The 2549-nt window shown below is 37.7% G+C and carries 3 protein-coding genes; all 3 read left to right on the top strand.

The features are described from left to right. The first annotated feature begins 328 nt into the window (after window positions 1–328). The 3 genes from H5159_RS20660 (at window position 329) to H5159_RS20670 (ending at window position 2299) form a co-directional block, all read left to right on the top strand. Window positions 329–661 carry a helix-turn-helix domain-containing protein gene (locus H5159_RS20660; protein ID WP_029751611.1) on the top strand — a complete coding sequence of 111 codons (333 nt, stop codon included), beginning with the start codon at window positions 329–331 and terminating at the stop codon, window positions 659–661. Beyond that, window positions 645–1028: a HipA N-terminal domain-containing protein gene (locus tag H5159_RS20665; RefSeq protein ID WP_259399136.1), complete on the top strand. Its 384-nt coding sequence runs from the start codon at window positions 645–647 to the stop codon at window positions 1026–1028. The genes H5159_RS20660 and H5159_RS20665 overlap by 17 nt, the downstream gene beginning before the upstream one ends. Before the next feature lie 197 nt (window positions 1029–1225). Then, a complete protein-coding gene (locus H5159_RS20670; protein ID WP_259399137.1) occupies window positions 1226–2299 on the top strand; it encodes a HipA domain-containing protein in 1074 nt (357 codons plus the stop codon). The last annotated feature ends 250 nt before the right edge of the window (window positions 2300–2549 follow it).

Raw genomic sequence — 2549 nt, forward strand, 5'->3', positions numbered from 1 at the left:
TGCGAAAGCTAATTCATATATGTTTTGGTGTAATAAAAAACCAGGAAGCGTTTAAGCTCCAAGAAAGTTAAATACGGCCTTGAAGCTTAAAATGAGAGATGGTATCTACAGGTGTTGAGCTTGGCTATTAAGCTCAAAATGTCATTAACTTCCCATAAGTAACTTATGTTTTACTTATGGGGTTGTGGTTTTATTTTACTCTCTATAAATAAAGTAAAGTTTACTTATAGAAGGTAAATATACGTTCAAACTTAAAAGTAAGTTATATTTGACTTTTGGGTAGGCTACCCTAAAATAAATTGTATAAGTAAACTATAGTTGACCTTTAATGAGTGAATTACCAGCAAAAAAAACACTTGGAAGAGTTGTTAAACGCACTGAAATGCCTGATCTATCAAAGCCGTTTTCGTCGGTGCGACTCGCTAAAGCGATTACTTCAAAGCGAACAGGCATGAAGCTTACGCTGGTTGATGTATCGCAAGCACTTAATATTTCAAAGCCTACGCTGATAAAAATAGAAAAAGGTGATGTGAATGTGCAGTTTTTTAATGTACTCAAAGTGATGGAATACTTGGGGCTGTCGTTTAGCCTTGTCAGTGATGACGAGTCGCACCACAATAACAATAATAAGGATGAGGTGAGCGATGAGCAGTGGTATTAAAAAAAATAGCTTAGAGGTATTTATTGGGCATGCGCAGAAGATAGGTGCGATAGCCCTTGATATAGGCTCTGAAAATGAAATTGCATTTACCTATGAGCCTGAGTGGATTAATAAGGGTTTTGCTATTTCACCACACTTACCGCTCAATGGTGATTTTGACTCACGTGATGTGCGTAATTATTTACAAAACTTATTACCCGAGGGCAAAGGTCTTGATGAGATTATAAGTAGTACTACTATCTCTAAAAATAATACGTTTGGTTTGATTAAAGTAATTGGCGAGGAAACGTCAGGCGCTTTGTCGTTTAGAGCAAGTAACAGTACTTTAAAGCAAACATCTTTTCGTGAAGTAACTAGGGTCTGTTGATCTTTGCGGATTAAAATTTGTCCAAACTAGGAGCTATTTAATCGCGACGCGAGATTTGCAACCTAGTGGGCTAAGTAAAAACCGAGCAACAAAGAGTAAATAGCTCCTAGGAAGAACCCTTCGGGCAGCGCCTGTTTGGCATTAATGCTACGTTATCGCCCATTTATGGGGAATAACCACACTGCATAGGCTCTGCCTTGCCTAAATACCAAACAGGCTGCTGCAAATTTAACCTTGAAAGAACAGCAGACCCTAGTGACGAGCTAAGCCAAAAACTTAAACGCTTTGTACAAGTTGGAGAGCCAATTACTCATTGGGATGGCCGAACTCGGCTCTCTGTTGCTGGCGTTCAAGATAAACTAAACCTACTCGAAATCGATAGTAAATTAGGATTTGGTGAAGGGGAGCTATGTTCTAATAAAATTTTTAAATTTGAAACAGGTACCGCGCCTTTCATTGCAGTAAATGAACTTTTTACCATGCTTTTGGCAAAAGAGTCGGGGCTCAATGTTCCCCATGTTGAGTTGCGCACTTACGCAGATATAAGAGTATTTGTAATAGATCGCTTTGATAGGCGCGTTACACAAGATCAAAGCCGTGTATTACGTCGTCATATTATTGATGGTTGCCAAGCCACTAACTTACCTCCTTCTTATAAATATGAGCGTCAGCATGGTGATGATGGGGATGGTATTTATATTCGAGATGGCGTTTCTTTTGCAAAACTCTTTAATGTTAAAACAACGAATGTACAAGCGTATGAGGCTCAGCTTATTCGTTGGATGACATTTAATATTTTAGTACGTAATTACGATGCTCATGGCAAAAACATTAGTTTTTTTGTTGGTAAAAATGGTTTAGAGCTTACGCCGTTTTACGACTTGGTAAATATAGAGGCTATTATTGAGCAGGGAAGCATTGACCGTGATATGGGCTATTTACAGCCCAAAATATCAAGGTGTTATGCTATGTCAGTGGGTGAGCATAATTCGCAAAGTGCGGGCAATTTTACTAATGAGATTACAGCTTACATGTTAGCTGATTTTGCTGATGAATTTGCTATTTCACTACCACGGATGCAACTACTTATGAGTCAAACCGTTGATTCTGTATTAGCCGCAATTGATACGGCTAAAGTTTCTGCTGTTAAAAATAACTTATCTTCTGCTGAATTAGCACACATTGATTTGTGCATAAAAATAATTAATAAAGCTGCAAATAAGCTGAGTGAGCAAATAATACAACTACCAAATATGGATGCATTTATTTAAATATCAGAAAATAAATACACGTATTTTGAGTAAGTAATTCATATTTTGGTTGCCAGCATCAACGCGATATTTACAAATTAAAATTAAAAGCGCGAGATAAATTCCGGCTTACAATTTAAAAGCTACGCTTTTCGCGCGAGCAAGCTTCGCGCCTTGTATCTCTCATTGATAAATGATTAGCTATCATTTATCACATCGAAGTCAGTGAGCTTGCCTTCGCGTCTAGTATTTAATACTGCTCCGTAGATAA

Origin of the sequence: Pseudoalteromonas sp. SG43-1 (assembly GCF_014164415.1) — a bacterium.
Taxonomy (GTDB): Bacteria; Pseudomonadota; Gammaproteobacteria; order Enterobacterales; family Alteromonadaceae; genus Pseudoalteromonas; species Pseudoalteromonas distincta.